Below are 15,336 nucleotides of genomic sequence, written 5' to 3' on the forward strand. Positions count from 1 at the left end.
CCTCCGGACACCCAACCACGCCGGGGCGACACGACCGTCAGGCGGTGCGGGCCCCATCGAGATTCCGCGGTTTGCCCCCGTCGAAGCCGTGGGGGAGTGAGTATCTAGTTATCGCGCCGGTGCGCGGCCGGCGTCCGTTCGACGAAGAGCGACTCACGACCGATAGGACCACTCCGCATGCGAAAAGGAGTTGCCGCGATAGCGGCGGCGATCGGAACCGGCGCGGCAGTCGCGCTGGCTTGCCCACCCGTGGCCGGAGCCACGGTGACCCAGGTGGGGATGTATCCCGGCATCAATTTCGGCTTGGCGACGAACTACGGAACAGGCTGCACCTACACCGCGCGAGCGACGGTGACCGACATCGTCACACCGGTGACGTTCTACGACAACGGCATCCTGTTCGGCGTGGTCCGCCCGTCGGGCGGCGTCGCACTGATCGACTGGGTGCCCGCGACACCGGGGCCGCACACCGTCAGCGCGGTACAAGAGCCGTACGCACCGTATGTGGCGGGAATCGACCTGCGGGTCGGTGAAGGCGTCCACCTGGGGTACGCGTGCGTCGTCCTCGGCGGTTGACGGGTCCGCCGCGCCGGTAGTGTCGAAATCGGCGGTGCTGAGCTCGATCTTTTCGTCGGGAAAGGAAGTGAGCATGCGAAGCAACGGGCCGATCGTGGTCGGTGTGGACGGGTCCGCCGGATCGGCGGCGGCGGTCGCGTGGGGAGCGCAGGCGGCCGCGCAGCATCGGGCGCCGCTGTGTCTGGTGCACGTGCTGGATCCGGTCGCCGACTACGGGCCCGGCGTCACCGAACCGCTCACCAGCACCGACTACGCCCGATTGGAGGGGCACGGTCGCTGGGTGCTGGACACCGCGACCGAGGAGGCGCTCATCGCGGTCCGGGCGTTGCACGACATCGAGATCACCACCGAGTTGGTGTACGAGCCGGTCGGTCCGGCGCTGCTGGACCGTACCCGCGGAGCGCGGATGATGGTGGTCGGAACCCGGGAACGCGGGACCGTCCGGCGCGCTCTGCTCGGGTCGGTGAGCGCGGCGCTGGCCCGCCGGGCGCGCTGCCCGCTGGTCGTGGTCCGGGAGGGCGCGCCGCTCAGCCCGGAGGCCAGGAAGCAGCTGATCGTGGTCGGGGTGGACGGTACGGAGGTCAGTGAACCCGCCATCGAAGCGGCACTGCACGAGGCCTCGGCGCGGGATGTGCCGCTGCTGGCACTGCACGTGTGGACCGGCGTCGAATTGCCGTCGGCGAGGGCGGAGCTCGCGGGTGACACCGAAAAGCAGATCGTGCTCGCGGAGAGCCTCGCCGGATGGCAGGAGCGCTTTCCGGACGTCGAGATCCGGCGCGAGATCGTGACCGATCGGCCCGAGCGCTGTCTGCTCGAACGCTCCGAGCGAGCCCAGTTGCTCGTGGTCGGTAGCCGGGGCCGAGGTGGGTTCGCAGGCATGCTGCTCGGCTCGACCAGTCAGGCGCTGCTGCTGTCGGTGGCGTGCCCGATCATGATCGTCCGCGACCTGTCGATGGTGGTCCGCCACCTGCCCGACTGAGCGTTACGCTCCGGTCGTCGAACCCGGCCGGACGATCATCAGAACGGTGACCGCCGCCCACAGCAGGTTGAACACCCCGGTGTCCATGGCGAGACGGCGGATCAGCGTCGGTGTCGTCCCGGTGAGGTCTGCCAGGATCTTCTGCTGTCCCGGCAGCACGAGCAGTGCGAGCACACCCGCCGCGGCGGCCGTCAACCCGATCGACACCATCAGCCATGCGTCGCTGAGCACGCCGAGACTCAGCGCGGTGAGCAGACCGAAGGCCGGGACGAGCACGCCGAGCAGAGCGTAGACCCGGCAGATGCGATGCAACGTGCCGAGGACGGCGGGGCTGTGCTCGGCTCCGGATGGGGCGAGGGCGCGGCGGGTGGTGGCGGGAAACATGCTGGCAGCCACCGTCACGGGTCCGACGGCGATGATCACGGCGAGCACGTGGACCGAGAGCAGGAACTTCGTCACGGCGGTCGACACTAGTAAGCGCGGCGCGTACGAGAAATTGGCGAAAGTGCCATATAGCGATTGATTCTCGCCATTAGCCTTGAACTGCCCACTCCTCCCAGGGCGCACTAGATCGGCATTGGCTGAAATCGACCGGATAACTACGCTATTGCCATGCACACCGTGGTCGTACTCGCGCTGGACGGAGTGATCTCGTTCGATCTGGCCACGCCGGTGGAGGTGTTCGGGCGAACCTGCCTGCCCGACGGACGCCCCGCCTATCGCGTGCTGGTCTGCGCGCCCGCGCCGACGGTCGACGCGGGCGTGTTCACGCTGTGTGCGTCCCGGGGGCTCGACGCGCTGGCCGAGGCCGACACGATCGTGCTGCCCGGCTGCGCCGATCCGGGCCTGCCGGTGCCGGACGAGGTGATCGACGCGCTACGCCGGGCCGCCGCCGCGGGCACCCGTATCGCGTCGATCTGTTCCGGCGTCTTCATCTTGGCGGCGACCGGATTGCTGAACGGCCATCGCGCGACCACGCACTGGCTCGCCACCGCGGAACTAGCCGCCCGCTACCCGGAGATAGAGGTGGACCCCGGCGTGCTGTACGTGGACAACGGTTCGTTGCTCACCTCGGCGGGCGCCGCGGCCGGGATCGATCTGTGCCTGCACATGGTCCGCCGCGACTACGGCTCGGCGGTGGCGGCGGACGCGGCCAGGAAATCCGTCGTGCCGCTGGAGCGGGAAGGGGGACAGGCGCAGTTCATCGTGCACGACCAGCCACCGACGCCGCGCGGCTCGGTGCTGGAGCCGGTGCTGCGGTGGATCCAGGACAACTCCGCGCGCGACCTCTCCCTCGACGAGATCGCCGTACAAGCCGGAATGAGCACCCGCACGCTCAACCGGCGGTTTCGCGAGCACACCGGAACGACGCCCCTGCAATGGCTGTTGCGTGCGCGCATCCGGCAGGCGCAGCATCTGCTCGAAGTCACCAGTCACCCGGTGGACCGGATCGCGGGCCAGGTCGGTTTCGGGTCGCCGACCGCGTTCCGCGACCGCTTCAAGCGAGTGGTCGGGACGAGCCCGCACAACTACCGGGCAGCCTTTCACGCCGACCGATGAGTTCTCGCGCGTCACCCCGTCGGATCAAGCGACCGAGTTCGCAACACCGATCCAGGAGCAACGCGCATGAGGAAAATCACCGCAGGCCTGTTCATCGCCCTCGACGGCGTCATCGAAGATCCGCAGAACTGGCACTTCCCGTATTTCGACGACGCCATGGGGGCGGCTGTCGACGCCCAACTCGGCGCCGCCGACACCCTGTTGCTCGGCCGCAGGACCTACGAGAGCTTCGCGGGCGCATGGCCGGAGCGCGAAGCGGCGGGTGGCCCGGACGCGGCGTTCGCGAAGAAACTGGGCGATGCGCGCAAACTCGTGGTGACGCGGCAGAACCTCGAATTCACCTGGCGCAACTCCGAAGTGATCGACGGCGACCTGATCGAGGTGGTGACGGCATTGAAGGGCGAGCCGGGCGGGGACATCGGCATGAGCGGCTCGGTCTCGGTCGTCCGTCAGTTGCTGGCCGCCGGGCTGCTGGACGAACTGCACCTGCTGGTGCATCCGATCGCGGTCGGCAAAGGCGAGCGCCTGTTCCAGGACGGCGCAACCACTGTTCCGCTGCGCCTGCTGTCCTCGGAGACCTTCGACACCGGGGTGCTGCACCTGGTTTACACCCGCGACGAGGCCGCGCTCGCCGGAACGTACGAAGACGCGAAAGTGCACCTTTCCCAGAGCGTTCGGTAAGCGTCGGCTCCGGATCGCGCAGGGGGTTGCCGCTGAGTTTCGGTCCAGCGCTCGCCATTTCGAAACTCGGACAGTGCCAGTGCGAACTATATGGAGTGTCCGAGCGCTTTCGTGACGATGCCGCCGGTGACCGATTTGACGAGGTAGCTCGTGGAGTCGTGCGGCGACGCGCCGTTGTCGAAGTGCGGCTCGGTGACCGGAGCGACGGTGCCGCCGGGATACGGCGGGAAGAACACGGTGAGATCGAGGTGCGCCGCGACGAGATCGTCCTCGTCCACCAGGTTGTGCCAGTTCGTCACCGCCTTCGGCACGGTGCTCGGCTGCGGGCGCAGCCGGTCGTACACGACCGTGCGCAGGCCCAGTGGCGAGCCCATGGTCAGCAGGGACACCGGATGGTCGGTGCGGTGCAGCGCCTCGTAGGCCACCACGCTGCCGAGCGAGTGCGCGATCACCAGGCGCGTTTCGGGGCCGATCTGGTCGAGCACCTGCCGCTGGGCGTACTCCCGCACCTCGTCGTCGGTGAAGTACCGGGTGACCTGGGACAGTGCCGCTATGACGAACTTCTGGGCCAGCCCGAACCCGAACGGCGCGAACCAGCGCAAGCGCATCAGCGCGTTCAAAGCGGGCCGCAGCCTCGCGTTTGCTCCCTGCGCCACCGCGTCCGGCGGCGGGGGAGTGCCGAGTCGGCGGGCCGTCGCCCGATCGCGCTGGTCACCGGCGTGCTCCACGGCTGTCGCGAGCCACGTGGCCGCGAGTTGCTCCATCAGGTCGAGTTGCTCGTCGTCGAGTTCGGTCCCCGCACCCTGGGCGCCCTCGACCAGGAACCGATTGCCGTAGAACGCCATGCGGGTCGACAAGTCGCCGGGAGTACCGTTGCGCCACAATCGGTCCGCCAATTCGGGTGCGCCGTAGTTGCGTACGCCTCCGGCGAGTCCGGGCAACCAGCGCGCCTCCAGCGTGTCGGCCGATTCCTGTTCCTGCGCGATGCCGTGCACGAGGACGATCGTCGCCAACGTCCCACCCCTTTCGATCCCCGGTGTGGGGAACAGTGTCCCTCATCGGAGGCGGGATCGGCAGCGTGGCTCATCGTCCGGAACGGTTCCGTGCGCGAATCGCTTTGCCCAGTGGGGCAATCGAATTGGCGAGTCCGAACAGCACCCGCTCGGCGATCGAGTGCTGCGGGGGCAGCACGGCGAGTTGGCGGGCGAGTTCCAGCCCGTTGACGATCGCCGTGTTCGACTCGATCAGCCCCTCGCGCACGACGAACACGTCGGTGCCCAGCAGATCGAGGTGTCTTCCGTTGGGGGCCAACCCGATCAGCGGCGCGGTGCCGTCGAACCGGCCGTGCATGCGCCAGTGCACCACGGCACGCTCGTCTTGCGCTGTGACCGAGAGGATCTCCACCGTCAGGTCGGGGACCGCGGCGTGCACGTCACGGAAGAAGGCCACGACCTCGCCCGGAGCGCGCAGATCGGCGACGCCGACGAACACGTCGATCGCACCCGGCCGCCAGCAGTCGGAGACGGTTTGCCAGTCCTGCTCGCCGATGGCCTCGACGTAACGACGCGCCACCGAGCCCGGGTCGCCTGAGTTCGTCAACGGTAATCCTTTCGTCATCGCGATAGTGACCTATTCGGGGATGACCGCGCTCCACGCCCACGCCCGACATCCTGCTCGTCCCGACGGGCCCGGCCCGGCGGCGGCCGCGGTCGACGACGCGCTGCCGGCCTGGCTGCGGCGAGCGCACCGGAGCCCCACCCGGTGGACGAGCTCGGTGTGCACGGGTTCGCTGGTACTGGCCGCGGCCGGACTGCTGGACGGACGCCTGCCACGACGCATCGGCCGGCGCAGTCGGCATTGCGCGCACTCGGCGCGGACGTTCGCCCGGAGGAACGAGTGGTGCGTAACGGGAGAACAGCCACGGCCGCAGGAGTCTCCGCAGGCATCGATCTGGCGCTGTGGCTGGTCGGGGACGTCTTCGGCGCGGAGCAGGCACAGATCGCTCAGTTGATCATCGAGTACGACCCGCAGCCGCCGTACGACGCCGGTCACGCCGGCAAGGCCTCGCGCGCCGTGCGGCGGGCCGCCACCGCCCAGTGGAAAATCTTCAGGCGTCCCGCCATTTGATCGAGCAACCCATGCTCGGCCGGTGTGGTTCGGGCGCGGGCTCGCCCGCGAGCACGGCCTCGACGGCCGTGCGCAAGTCGTCCCCGGTCAGCGGCTTGCCGTTCCCGGGCGTCGATTCGTCGAATGCGCCGCGGTAGGCGAGTCGGAGGTCGGCGTCGTAGAGGAAGAAATCGGGAGTGCATGCGGCGCGGAAGGCCCGCCCCACGTGCTGCTCCTCGTCGACGAGATAGGGAAACGTCCAGCCCGCGCGGATCGCTTGGTCGCGCAGCCGCAGCGGTGCGTCGTCCGGGTAGGCGGTCGCGTCGTTGGTGCAGATGGCCACGGTCGGCATGGACGGCAGCGAGTCGACCAGTTCGCCGAGCGCGGCCTCGATGTGCTTGACGTAGGGGCAGTGATTGCACGCGAAGACGACCAGCAGACCGGGTCCGTCCGCGAAGTCGTCGCGGGAGTAGATCCGCTGGTCGAGATCGGGTAGAGCGAAGTCGGGTAGCGGTGTGCCGATGGGAACCATGTGTGAGGTATGCGCCATGGTGTGCCTTCCGTCGGGATCGCAGAGGACAGCGGGAGCCTAACCCCGTGTCGTCCGATTCGTCGGAAATACGCCGATGAACGGTCAGTCGGCGTGGCGGGCTTCTCAGCAGGTCAGATCGGCCGGATCAGTGTTCGCTCCGCACAGCACCACGCACACCCGCTCGCCGGGCCTAAGTCGGAACGCCGGCTCCGCGCCGCGTATCGCCGCCAAGGCGGTCGCCGCGGCGTGCTCGACGGCGAGGCGGCGCTGCGCCCACAGCTCGCGGCGCGCCGCCACGATCGCGTCGTCGTCGACCAGCACCGAGGCCACGTCGTAGCGCTGTGCGGCCGTCAGCGCCAGCTGCGAGGCGCGCCGGGCGCCGAGCGAGTCGGCGGCGATCGAGTCGACCTCCACGTCCACGACCTGCTCGGCCTCGATCGCGGCGTGCAGCGCGCGGCAACGAACCGGTTCGACGGCGACGGTCCGGACACCGTAGTGATCGGCGGCGGTGGCCACACCCGCGAACAGCCCGCCGCCGCCGACGGCGACCACGACGGCGCCGAGATCGGGGATGCGCTCGTGGATCTCGGTCATGAGCGTGCCCGCACCGGCGGCGACCAGCGGGTTGTCGTAGGCGTGGGAGAGCAGGGCACCGGTGGCGTCGGCGAATTCGCGACTGGCCGCGAGCGCGTCGGCGTATTGCGTCCCCACCAGGCGGACGTCGGCGCCATAGGAGGTCAACCGGTCCACTTTGACCCGCGGCGCGGTGGTCGGCAGGAACACCGTGGCGGGAATTCCCTGGCTGCGCGCTGCCCACGCGCACGCGAGTCCGGCGTTGCCGCCCGAGGCGATCGTCACGCCTACCCGAGGTAGCGTCCCGTTCTCGCGATGCGTGAGCAAGAAGTTCAGCGCACCCCGGGCTTTGAAGCTGCCGGTGTGCTGCAGGAACTCCAATGCGAACCACAGCTCGCCCGTGCGGTCGGCCTGCGCCACGGCCACCGGTCTGACCAGCCCGGCCAACCGTTCGGCAGCGGCCTTCACGTCGCTGTGCGTCAGTTCCATCGAACTCCTCGGTACCGTGCCGCTCAGTACTCGCGGCGGTGCGGGGCGAACTCCAGGGTGAGCAGGGCGGCGGCGGCGATGACCACTTCGCGCCAGCGGATCAAGGCGTAGCGCTGATCCGACAGCGCGTGGAATTTCCGCAGGAAGCGGTAGAGCGATTCCAGCCGGATCAGTGGATCGGCGAGGTGCACCAGCACGTAGAGCAGCGTGGCCGTGCGCGATTTGTCCTTCTCGGCGAACAGTTCCGGGAAGGGGGCGAAAGCCAGCGAGATCCGGTGGATATCGTGCGCGGCGGCGTAGTCGACCAGATCGACGATCATGCGTTCGTCCAGGCCGTTGGGTGCGTCCTTGCGCCGCCACGGCACGTCGAGGCTCAGTTCCCGGCCCCGGTCCGAGATGCCGTAGCGCTGGAAGCCAACGGGATTGCCGTCGGCGTCGCTGGCGATGACCACCAGCATGTTGGGATTCCGTCCGTCGAGCAGGTGGTCCAGGATCATCGAGAAGCCACGGGTCTGCCTGCCGCGCCGCCATTCGTCGACGATGGCCAGCAGTTCCTCGCGTCGTTGTTCGGTGAGGGCCGACTCGTACACCACCTCGGTGGTGACGCCGAAATTCTTGGTCCGGCTCACGGCTTGGCGCAGGTTGCGGAACTTGCGGCCGACGAGGTCGAACTCGTCCACATCGAGCACCACGTCGCGGCCGATCGGTACCGCGTGCAGCCCGCGATGCTCCAGCGCCCACACCTGCCACAGATCCGCTAGTTCCGGGCTCGCCCCCAGCACGGCGACGCGCCAGCCCTGGTTGACCGCGAAGTCGGAGAAGGCGGCGACCAGTTCGGGGAAGGCCGCGCGATCACCGATCGGGTCGCCCGCCACGGCGGCGATGCCGAAGCGAGCGCGATAGCCGATCGCGGCGGTCGACGACGCGTTGAAGAAGTAGGTCTTCGACGAGTGCAAGGCGAACGGCGCCAGCGCATCGCCCTCGGTGCGGCCGACCAGTTCTGCCACTCGGTACAGCTGGTCGGGCTGCGGTTTGCTGGCTATCGGCAGCACCAGAACGAAGCCGGTGGCGGCCAGCAGCACGAATCCGGCGCCGGGATGCTCGGCGCGGTAGGCCAGATGCGCGACGGCCAGCACCAGCACCGCGGCGGTGAGGTGCGGAAGCGTGATCGGCCTGCGCAGGTGCAGCCCTCGCGCGACGAAGACGCCGGACAGCGCGAGTGCGACGAACCAACCGTGGTCGACGGTCTCGTTCGAGGTGGCGTTGGCCTCGTAGGCCAGGATCACCGCGATCAGCAGCGCCAGGGTGATCAGCGTGGCGCGCGCGGCGGGCGTGGTGGTGAAAGCGGCTTCCCGGTAGCCGCTGAGGGTGGTGGCGCGCAGTGTGCGCGAGCTGGAGGTTCCCTGACCGTCAGGCACGAGCGGGCTCCGCTCTGCCCGCGCGCTTCGCTACCCACGACAGTTTCGCCATGGTGGCCCTCCAGATGATCGCCTACCGAACACACTATGCGCACCCGACGGTCCAGGGGAAATGCCTTTCCGAACCGTCGGGTAGCCCGGGGGCACGAACCGAGCCGGACGCAGGGCACGTGCCGCCCCCAGGGGCAAACATCGGATGAATCCCGTTTTATTCCTTCGCCAGGGCCGCTTCCAGTCGTGCGATCCGATCGGGTGGCGTGGACCGTCCTGATCGGCGTGAGCGACCAGCAGTTCCGCCGTGATGCCCGCCGCGTGGTGGCGCGGGCTGTCCGGGCGGGCCGCGATCCGATCGCCGAAGGTCGCCGCCGACGTCACGGGCGAAATCATCGGGGCTCCGAGGTCGGATTTCGGCGGTCAACCGGTGCGATGCCGGCCGCGCGATGTGCGCCCGCGCGACGACATAGGAGAATCCTCGGCTGCAGACCGATTGCCCGAATGTGCGCGGAGCATGATCGAAGCAAATCGACAATTCAACCCTATTTCTTTCTCTTGGGGGCTGATTCGGTCGATTGCAGCCCGATTGCTGATTCCTCGGCGTGTATCCGCGATTTTCCGCTGTCCCGTTGTCATGCTCAGTGCCTGGCTGATCCGAACCAACCGCCTGAGGAGTGGGCGCGACGAGAGGTCCGACTGTGAAACTGAGCTGGATGGCGATTGCCGCGCTGGTAGTCGCTGCTGTGTCCGGGTGTTCCGACGATCCTTCGGAGGGGTCGGCGGCGACCTCGACGACCGTCGGTGCCGCCTCGAGCGCTCCGGCCACGACGGCCGGAGCGCGCGACGACGAGGCGGCGGACGGCGGGCTCCGGATATTGCTGGGTGAAGTAAAGAAAGTTCCGGTGCCGGCCGATGCGGTGCTCGATATCCGGGCTCCCGCCGCTTGGGGGCAAGCCGTCGGCGGTATTCGCTGCACAGTCACCGATAGTTCCGGCCGGAATGAAGATCTGCGCTCGTCGGACGCGAAGAAGACCGAGACGTTCGGCGGGACGGAATGGGTGACGGTGTGGACGTTCTCCTCCGCCCCGAACAGCGACGTCACCGTGGGTTGCCGGGACGCGGAGTCGAAGATCGCTGCCGCTCATCGTGATCCGTATCTGCGCGTCGTGCCGCGCGAGATCGTCCCGATCGCGCCGCCGCAGCGCTGATCGCACCGGCGCGGTGCCCGGCTGTTCAGGCGGCGGCGCGCACCTCGACCGGCCGGTAGACGCGAGACGCGAGGGACTGCAACACCATCAGGCGAGTCAGTTTATTGCGCAACCAGATGCGGCCGCCGGTGGCCGGAATCAGCATGGAACTGCTCGCCCGCACCGAACGCTGTGCCCGCAGCACGGTCGGACGCAGGGCTTGCTCATAGCGGCGGAAGGCGATCCGATGGTCACCGCCCGCTGCGGCCAGCTCGGTCGCGAGCAGATGTGCGCCCTCGATGGCCAGCGCCGCGCCCGCGCCCGACAGCAGCGTCGCGCAGTAACCGGCGTCGCCGACCAGCGCGACCCGCCCCTTCGACCAGGCCGGTATGCGGACCTGGCTCACCGCGTCGAAATAGAAGCCGTCGTCGGCGGTGGCCTGGTCGAGGAGGGTGGGCACCTGCCAGGCCTGGTCGTCGAAATACTCGCGCAGCAGGGCTTTCTGGGCATCCTGGTCGCGGTGGTCGACCTCGAGCACGCGGTCCTCGCGGAAGGCGAAGAAGGCCGTCGCGGTGTCGTGGCTCCCCGAGCGGTAGACGCCCGCCACCTTCCCCGGCGTGTTGTAGAGCGTCACCGAGTGCGGACGTCCGAGCTCGGTGTCGATACGCGCGGTGGCGAAGTACACACCGAGGTGGTGCAGCGCGTCCGCCTCGGGTGTCACGGCGAGATTCCTTGTCCGCGAATGCAATCCGTCGGCGCCGAGAACCAAGTCGAATTCGGCCTGCTTGCCGCTGTCGAAGGTCACCTCGACGCCGCCCTCGTGCTGATCGATCGCGGCGATCGAATCTCCGAAGCTGAACTCGACGTCGTCGGCGGTCGCCTCGTGCAGCACCTGGGCCAGGTCGCCGCGCATGATCTCGAGGTCGCCGTCCCCGTTGAAGGTGCTGGTGCTCATGCCCGCGACGCGGCGGTCGGCGGCGTCGACGAAGGTCAACTCGCGGATGTCGGTGGCTCGTTCGCGCAGCCGCGGCAGCACGCCCATGCGCTCCGCGATCCGCACCGAATTGGCGCGGATGTCGACGCCGTTGCCGCCCGGGCGCAGTGCGGGGCTGCGCTCGACCACCGTGGGCCGGAAGCCGTTGCGCACCAGCCAGTACGCGAGCGTCGGTCCGGCGATGCTCGCGCCGGAGATGAGAATGCGGGGTTCGTGGGCCATGAGTGCCTCCTTCGTCGACTGACCGTTGGTCAGTCATGAATGTAAGACACTGACCATCGGTCAGTCAACAGGTAGGATCTGTACCGTGAGCGACGAGACGACCACCCGCGCGCGCATCCTCGAGGTGGCCATGGACCTGTTCGGGACGCATGGTTACCACCGCACCTCGGTACGCGCGATCGCCGAGCAGCTGGGCATCTCCAAGGCGGGCGTGCTGTACCACTACCCGAGCAAGTACGACATCCTGGCCGGTTTGGCCGAACCGTTGCTCCTCACCATGGAACGCGTCGTCGCCGAGGCGGCCGATCCCGATCCGTGCGAGGCGCAACGTCGCGTGATCGAAGGGTTGCTCGACGTGTTCCTCACGCATCGCTACCTGCTCCGGCTCAATGTCCGAGACCTGGCATTGGCCGCTCCGGGAACCATTTTCGAGCGGTTCAGCAAGACCATGATGCAGGCGAACATCCTGGTGGCGGGCCCGGACGCCACGTTCGCGCAGCGCGTTCGGGCCACCCAGGCGGTGGCGGGGCTCAGTGACCCGGTGGTGCTGTACGCCGAGGCTCCGGTCGAACAGTTGCGTGCTGAGGTGCTGGAAGGAGTGCGCCTGCTGTTGGCGCCCGCGGACCGGAAGCCGCCCGCGTCGGCGTCCAGGGGAAGGCCCGCGGCGATGACCGAGGAGCGGATCGAACTCGCCCGGCGGATGCGTGACACGGAGCGCCGCAGCGTCCCGGACATCGCCCGGGAGCTGGGTGTCTCCCGGGCGACGCTGTACCGCTATCTCAAATAAATCGTCTTATTGAGACGATATTTTTGAGACAAGCCGCTCGTGTTCGTCGGAGGCCCGGGGTAGCGTCGGCGGCATGGACGATGCCGCCTACCGCGAGCGGCCGTCGAGGTACGCGGGCGCCGTGTTGTGGACCAAGACCGTCGACGCCAGTGGCTCCGCGCTGCCGGTGCTGCCCGACGGCTGCATGGATCTGATCTGGATGAACGACCGGTTGGTCGTCGCGGGACCGGACACCCGTGCCCACTATCCCGGTGGAACGTCCGGCGACCGGTATCTCGGCGTCCGGTTCTTCCCGGGAACCGCGCCCGCGTTGCTCGGCGTCCCGGCGTGCGAGTTGCGTGACCGGCGAGTCGATCTGGCTCAGCTGTGGCCGTCGGCGATGGTCCGGCCGCTGGTCGACCGGATCGCGGGTGCCGGAGATCAGGCGGCAGCGCTGGAACACCTCGTGCGCCGGCGCGCGGCCGAGACCGAACCGGCAGATCCGCTCCTGCGGAAGCTGGTCGGCGCGCTCGACGCCGGGTGGCCGGTGGCGGCGGTCGCCGACACGGCCGGGCTCGGCGAGCGGACCCTGCGCCGCCGCTGCCTGGATGCCTTCGGCTACGGCCCGAAAACCCTTGCGCGGGTGCTGCGCTTGCAACGCGCGCTGGGGACGGCACGCCAGGGCGTACCGCTCGCCGAAACCGCGACGCGAGCCGGTTTCGCCGACCAGGCGCACCTGTCGCGCGAGGTGCGCGCGCTGGCCGGGATCCCGCTGGGAACGCTCCTCGCCCAGTCCTAGAGAGCGGCGTACAGGTCGACGCCGTTGCCGTCCGGGTCCTGCACCACCGCGTAGCGCTGCCCCCAGAAGGCGTCCCACGGCTTCAGTTCGCCGTGGTATCCAGCGTCCACGAGTTCGGCGTAGACGGCGTCGACTTCAGCGGGATCCGAGCAGCGAAAGGCGATTCCGAGTCGGCCCGCTCCGGTCGACGGCGTCCAGTCGGCATGGAAGGAGCGGATGACGGTCTCGGTGTCCAGCGTGAGCCGCAGGCCGTTGGGCAGAGCCGCCTCGGCATGCCCCTCGTGTTCCGAGCCGTCCGGGAAGTCGAGACCGAGGCGGCGGTAGAAGGTCACCGCGGCGGCCATATCGCGGACGACGATGCCGATCACATCCAGTTGTGGTGTCATGCCGGCAGCGTAGGCAGTGCCGCGCGGGCGCGTCTTGAACGAATCGGACAGCGCCTACCGCGCGGGTGCGGGGACCAGTTCGGCGATGAGATTCTCCACCAGGATGCGAATGTGGTCGCGGATCGTGCGCACCACATCGATGGTCTGGTCGGCGGGATCCGGCAGCATCCAGTCGCGGTAGCTGATGCCGGGGAAGAACGGGCAGGCGTCGCCCGCGCCCATGGTGACCACCACGTCGGAGATGCCGATCGCGTCCATCGTGAGCGGCTTGGGGGTGTGTCCTGAGATATCGATGCCGATCTCGGCCATGGCGTCCACCACCGTGGCGTTCAGGGCGTCGGCCGGTGCGCTGCCCGCCGACCGCACATCGAACCGGTCGCCCGCGAGGGCGGTGAGGAACCCGGCGGCCATTTGCGAACGGCCCGCGTTGTGTTCGCAGACGAACAGCACACTGGGCTTGTGGGACATGGGAACGCCTTTCGATGTGCAAGGTGGAGCATAAGTGTGCTGGCTGGCGGACCGGCCGCCCGGCTGGGTGAGCCGAAACGCTTTCGGAGCGTATGAGATACGTATACCAGCGAGCCGTGAATCGTTACGGCGCGCCGTGCCTTCGTGTGCGCGCGCGTACGGTGATCGCAGGTCAGAGCCCGAATCCGAGATCGCGCCGCCGCCGCGTACTCGCATGCCGGAGGGGACTGGACGGTAGCGCAGGAGTGTTCGCCCGAAGGGGCGCACCGGAAGGCACGAGGAAGGCCGCGGCATCCAGAGACGTTGCGGTTCGCGAGCTTTCGGCAGCGCGGGACGATACGCGATTCGATCCGGCGAGCGCACAGGCTCAGGACGTGCGGGCATCACCCCGGTAGCCGCTGTTATGCGGATCACTACGCAACGCGCGATATCACATCGCCGAACGCGCTTCGGTCTCTTGCACCGCCGACACGTGTACCCCGGTCGATGCGAGGTCGACCGGGGTACACGCGCGAATCAGCGGAATGTCATGGCCGCGGGGATCGAATCGTCTCGCCCGCCGCGCATGTCCACCGGAGAAGGGATTATTTCCCGGAGGCGGATCAGATCGGACGCAGGTCGATCATCTTGCGCAGCCGCTGACGATCGCGTTCGAGGCGGCGGGCTTCATAGGCGATCGGGAAGTAACGCAACCGCTCCGGCAGCAGCGGCACCAGTCGCGCGATCAGCCGGCCGAGCATCCGGAGCTTGCGCTCGTCGGCCGCGGTCCAGGTCAGGCCGAGCTTCTGGCGCGCAACCTCGGGCGTGGTGCCGACCGTCACGAAGTACTGCAGCCAGCCGATCGGCGCGGCCGCCGCTTTCCAGGCCGGACGCAGCGCCCGCGGCAGTTGCTTCGGCGGCGCGACGGAGCGGATCACCCGCAGGTAATCACGCGCGGTGTCGGTGGCGACCAGATGGTTCGCGACGGTGTCGTCGAAGAACTTCTCGAATTCGGTGTAGTTCGCCGGGATCTCCTTGGGCGCCACCGAGAAATTGCGCAACAGCTGCAGCGTCTCCTGGAAGTACGCTTCCTTGTCCGCCGCGGTGAGCGGGCGCTTGGCGAAGTACTTGGCGCTTTCGGTGAAGGCGAACGTCCCGGTGTGCAGCACCCAGGCCCACGGGGCGCTGGACAGCGCGGTGTGGCGCACGCCGTTGGCGTCGGTGGTGTTCAGTGACGCGTGCAGCTCCCGCAGGCGGTCGGCCTCGGCGAGCGCCTCGTCGCCGCCGTAGACCCACATCATCACCGAAGCCAGGCTGCGCGTGGCACGTCCCATCGGATCGGTGCGGAAGGTGGAGTACTCGTCCACCACCGCGGAGATGGTCGGTTCCATCGTTTGCAACAGGAAGGCCGAGCCCGCGGTGAGGGAGAACGTGATCAGACCGGTCTGTTCCCACATGCGGGTTCCCGGTTCGATCGGGCGGCGGGGCGGCAGCATACGCGCGCCGGTGGATTCGCGTGCGACGGACGCGGTCATCGTGATCTCCCTTGATCGGCCGAACTCATACAATGAGATAATAACCCTAACAATCTCTCATCGTCTATCCGTGTCCGATCTCGTCGCTGCCC

Annotated in this window: 18 protein-coding genes; 8 read left to right on the forward strand and 10 right to left on the reverse strand. The window is 68.4% G+C overall.

All coding sequences use genetic code 11. The annotated features are described in order from the left end of the window. Positions 1 to 177 precede the first annotated feature (177 nt). Positions 178 to 576 (forward strand): hypothetical protein, encoded by a 399-nt coding sequence (locus tag AB0L97_RS20290; RefSeq protein WP_364431647.1) that lies wholly within the window; start codon positions 178 to 180, stop codon positions 574 to 576. Positions 577 to 649: 73 nt separating this feature from the next. Continuing rightward, on the forward strand, positions 650 to 1,555 hold the full coding sequence (locus AB0L97_RS20295) for a universal stress protein (protein ID WP_355077853.1): 906 nt from the start codon (positions 650 to 652) through the stop codon (positions 1,553 to 1,555). Between the two features lie 3 nt (positions 1,556 to 1,558). Here the strand turns inward: AB0L97_RS20295 and AB0L97_RS20300 are convergent, their stop codons facing one another. After that, a complete protein-coding gene (locus tag AB0L97_RS20300; RefSeq protein ID WP_356960941.1) occupies positions 1,559 to 2,014 on the reverse strand; it encodes a hypothetical protein in 456 nt (151 codons plus the stop codon). A 153-nt stretch (positions 2,015 to 2,167) separates the two neighbouring features. Between AB0L97_RS20300 and AB0L97_RS20305 the strand changes: the two genes are divergently transcribed. After that, positions 2,168 to 3,115: a helix-turn-helix domain-containing protein gene (locus AB0L97_RS20305; protein WP_364431650.1), complete on the forward strand. Its 948-nt coding sequence runs from the start codon at positions 2,168 to 2,170 to the stop codon at positions 3,113 to 3,115. Positions 3,116 to 3,181: 66 nt separating this feature from the next. Next, on the forward strand, positions 3,182 to 3,796 hold the full coding sequence (locus tag AB0L97_RS20310) for a dihydrofolate reductase family protein (protein WP_364431652.1): 615 nt from the start codon (positions 3,182 to 3,184) through the stop codon (positions 3,794 to 3,796). A gap of 86 nt (positions 3,797 to 3,882) precedes the next feature. On the opposite strand, the gene AB0L97_RS20315 is transcribed toward AB0L97_RS20310, so the two are convergent. Together AB0L97_RS20315 and AB0L97_RS20320 are read right to left on the reverse strand one after the other, a co-directional pair. Further along, positions 3,883 to 4,809 (reverse strand): hypothetical protein, encoded by a 927-nt coding sequence (locus AB0L97_RS20315; protein ID WP_355077849.1) that lies wholly within the window; start codon positions 4,807 to 4,809, stop codon positions 3,883 to 3,885. Between the two features lie 70 nt (positions 4,810 to 4,879). Continuing rightward, the gene (locus AB0L97_RS20320; RefSeq protein WP_355077848.1) at positions 4,880 to 5,395 is read right to left on the reverse strand and encodes an ester cyclase; all 516 of its coding nucleotides are present in this window, start codon (positions 5,393 to 5,395) and stop codon (positions 4,880 to 4,882) included. Between the two features lie 300 nt (positions 5,396 to 5,695). Between AB0L97_RS20320 and AB0L97_RS20325 the strand changes: the two genes are divergently transcribed. Beyond that, positions 5,696 to 5,923, forward strand: coding sequence for a hypothetical protein (locus tag AB0L97_RS20325; protein ID WP_364431655.1), 228 nt, complete (start codon positions 5,696 to 5,698; stop codon positions 5,921 to 5,923). Here AB0L97_RS20325 and AB0L97_RS20330 read toward each other — a convergent pair. The 3 genes from AB0L97_RS20330 to AB0L97_RS20340 all read right to left on the reverse strand — a co-directional run bounded on the left by AB0L97_RS20330 (position 5,904) and on the right by AB0L97_RS20340 (position 8,914). Continuing rightward, positions 5,904 to 6,452: a thioredoxin family protein gene (locus AB0L97_RS20330; protein WP_355077846.1), complete on the reverse strand. Its 549-nt coding sequence runs from the start codon at positions 6,450 to 6,452 to the stop codon at positions 5,904 to 5,906. The genes AB0L97_RS20325 and AB0L97_RS20330 overlap by 20 nt on opposite strands. A gap of 105 nt (positions 6,453 to 6,557) precedes the next feature. Beyond that, positions 6,558 to 7,496: a threonine/serine dehydratase gene (locus AB0L97_RS20335; RefSeq protein ID WP_364431658.1), complete on the reverse strand. Its 939-nt coding sequence runs from the start codon at positions 7,494 to 7,496 to the stop codon at positions 6,558 to 6,560. 23 nt (positions 7,497 to 7,519) lie between these two features. Beyond that, the gene (locus tag AB0L97_RS20340; protein WP_355077844.1) at positions 7,520 to 8,914 is read right to left on the reverse strand and encodes a phosphatidylglycerol lysyltransferase domain-containing protein; all 1,395 of its coding nucleotides are present in this window, start codon (positions 8,912 to 8,914) and stop codon (positions 7,520 to 7,522) included. Between the two features lie 707 nt (positions 8,915 to 9,621). On the opposite strand from AB0L97_RS20340, the gene AB0L97_RS20345 reads away from it, so the two are divergent. Further along, positions 9,622 to 10,116, forward strand: coding sequence for a hypothetical protein (locus AB0L97_RS20345; protein ID WP_355077843.1), 495 nt, complete (start codon positions 9,622 to 9,624; stop codon positions 10,114 to 10,116). A gap of 25 nt (positions 10,117 to 10,141) precedes the next feature. Here AB0L97_RS20345 and AB0L97_RS20350 read toward each other — a convergent pair whose 3' ends face one another. Continuing rightward, positions 10,142 to 11,311, reverse strand: a complete 1,170-nt coding sequence (locus tag AB0L97_RS20350) for an FAD-dependent monooxygenase (protein ID WP_364431663.1) — start codon at positions 11,309 to 11,311, stop codon at positions 10,142 to 10,144. A gap of 85 nt (positions 11,312 to 11,396) precedes the next feature. On the opposite strand from AB0L97_RS20350, the gene AB0L97_RS20355 reads away from it, so the two are divergent. Both AB0L97_RS20355 and AB0L97_RS20360 read left to right on the forward strand, forming a co-directional pair. After that, positions 11,397 to 12,098, forward strand: coding sequence for a TetR family transcriptional regulator (locus AB0L97_RS20355; protein WP_364431666.1), 702 nt, complete (start codon positions 11,397 to 11,399; stop codon positions 12,096 to 12,098). Between the two features lie 73 nt (positions 12,099 to 12,171). After that, positions 12,172 to 12,876, forward strand: coding sequence for a helix-turn-helix transcriptional regulator (locus tag AB0L97_RS20360; protein ID WP_364431669.1), 705 nt, complete (start codon positions 12,172 to 12,174; stop codon positions 12,874 to 12,876). Here AB0L97_RS20360 and AB0L97_RS20365 read toward each other — a convergent pair. The 3 genes from AB0L97_RS20365 to AB0L97_RS20375 all read right to left on the reverse strand — a co-directional run bounded on the left by AB0L97_RS20365 (position 12,873) and on the right by AB0L97_RS20375 (position 15,244). Continuing rightward, complete coding sequence (locus AB0L97_RS20365) at positions 12,873 to 13,262, reverse strand: VOC family protein (RefSeq protein WP_355077839.1); 390 nt, start codon at positions 13,260 to 13,262, stop codon at positions 12,873 to 12,875. The genes AB0L97_RS20360 and AB0L97_RS20365 overlap by 4 nt on opposite strands. A gap of 54 nt (positions 13,263 to 13,316) precedes the next feature. Next, positions 13,317 to 13,730 carry an arsenate reductase ArsC gene (locus AB0L97_RS20370; RefSeq protein WP_364431674.1) on the reverse strand — a complete coding sequence of 138 codons (414 nt, stop codon included), beginning with the start codon at positions 13,728 to 13,730 and terminating at the stop codon, positions 13,317 to 13,319. 602 nt (positions 13,731 to 14,332) lie between these two features. Beyond that, positions 14,333 to 15,244 (reverse strand): oxygenase MpaB family protein, encoded by a 912-nt coding sequence (locus tag AB0L97_RS20375; RefSeq protein ID WP_364431677.1) that lies wholly within the window; start codon positions 15,242 to 15,244, stop codon positions 14,333 to 14,335. Positions 15,245 to 15,336: the final 92 nt, after the last annotated feature.

This window comes from Nocardia sp. NPDC051911 (assembly GCF_040681035.1).
Classification (GTDB): Bacteria; Actinomycetota; Actinomycetes; order Mycobacteriales; family Mycobacteriaceae; genus Nocardia; species Nocardia sichangensis.

Coding starts and splice junctions, on each gene's coding strand:
- AB0L97_RS20290 (WP_364431647.1), top strand. CDS start 178: ATGCGAAAAGGAGTTGCCGCGATAGCGGCGGCGATCGGAACCGGCGCG.
- AB0L97_RS20295 (WP_355077853.1), top strand. CDS start 650: ATGCGAAGCAACGGGCCGATCGTGGTCGGTGTGGACGGGTCCGCCGGA.
- AB0L97_RS20305 (WP_364431650.1), top strand. CDS start 2,168: ATGCACACCGTGGTCGTACTCGCGCTGGACGGAGTGATCTCGTTCGAT.
- AB0L97_RS20310 (WP_364431652.1), top strand. CDS start 3,182: ATGAGGAAAATCACCGCAGGCCTGTTCATCGCCCTCGACGGCGTCATC.
- AB0L97_RS20330 (WP_355077846.1), bottom strand. CDS start 6,452: ATGGCGCATACCTCACACATGGTTCCCATCGGCACACCGCTACCCGAC.
- AB0L97_RS20335 (WP_364431658.1), bottom strand. CDS start 7,496: ATGGAACTGACGCACAGCGACGTGAAGGCCGCTGCCGAACGGTTGGCC.
- AB0L97_RS20345 (WP_355077843.1), top strand. CDS start 9,622: ATGGCGATTGCCGCGCTGGTAGTCGCTGCTGTGTCCGGGTGTTCCGAC.
- AB0L97_RS20350 (WP_364431663.1), bottom strand. CDS start 11,311: ATGGCCCACGAACCCCGCATTCTCATCTCCGGCGCGAGCATCGCCGGA.
- AB0L97_RS20360 (WP_364431669.1), top strand. CDS start 12,172: ATGGACGATGCCGCCTACCGCGAGCGGCCGTCGAGGTACGCGGGCGCC.
- AB0L97_RS20365 (WP_355077839.1), bottom strand. CDS start 13,262: ATGACACCACAACTGGATGTGATCGGCATCGTCGTCCGCGATATGGCC.
- AB0L97_RS20370 (WP_364431674.1), bottom strand. CDS start 13,730: ATGTCCCACAAGCCCAGTGTGCTGTTCGTCTGCGAACACAACGCGGGC.
- AB0L97_RS20375 (WP_364431677.1), bottom strand. CDS start 15,244: ATGACCGCGTCCGTCGCACGCGAATCCACCGGCGCGCGTATGCTGCCG.